This is a genomic window from Pantoea sp. ANP04 (genome assembly GCF_041982285.1).
Classification (GTDB): Bacteria; Pseudomonadota; Gammaproteobacteria; order Enterobacterales; family Enterobacteriaceae; genus Pantoea; species Pantoea eucalypti.
In genome coordinates this window covers 1-729 of the sequence record NZ_JAUTYS010000053.1, presented here as the reverse complement: position 1 = coordinate 729, position 729 = coordinate 1, and the positions used below count along the sequence as shown (strand labels likewise).

General features: G+C 36.1%; 1 protein-coding gene. It reads right to left on the bottom strand.

Features of this window, described 5'->3' with window-relative positions:
* The coding region (locus tag Q7C21_RS22260; RefSeq protein ID WP_375151124.1) for a hypothetical protein at positions 1-729 on the bottom strand (729 nt) is incomplete at both ends.

Genomic DNA, 729 nt, shown 5'->3' with positions numbered 1-729 from the left:
ATAGGTGTCATTACGTTCTTTTTGATCTTCGTAAATTTCAACAATACGATCTAATACAGCATTCCATTTTTCCATAACAGCATCTTGAGCTGCCTCAATCTTATCATCAATTTCTTGAACCTTATCAGAGAATTCACTATATCCTTCTCCAATTAAAGCCGAACGAATATTGTCATAAGATTCTTGTTCTTTCATTAAAGCAGCTTCAAAAGTTTCATAATATAACGCTGGGTTGCCATATTTTTCCATATCGCGTTCTAAACGTTCGCGCTTAATTGTAGCTTTGTCTATCTCGTGTTGCATATTCGTAACTTGTTGTTCGAATATAGTATTACTTAAATCTTGAATAGATTGTATAACAGCACGATAGTCTTTGCTGTTTTCAATAGTAGCACCTTTACCTTCTAGCGCCGTCTTTTCTTGATTCAAAATTTCTAATTGTCTATTCTCAAGATCAAACATTGCTTGTGGTACTTCGCCAGATTTTTCAATTTCTAATTCGTAAAGTTTTGCTTGGTCGCTAACAACACTAATCATTGTATTATATTTTTCTAATAGATCAGTTAGTTGCTCGCCAATATCTTTTACGTAGTCTTTAATAGCTTCTTCGGTAGAAACTGCATTAGATACTCCGGAACTAGTACCACCAGATCCACCAGATTCACCAGATCCACCAGATCTACCAGATCCATCAGATCTACCAGATCCATCAGATCCACCAGAGCCGCC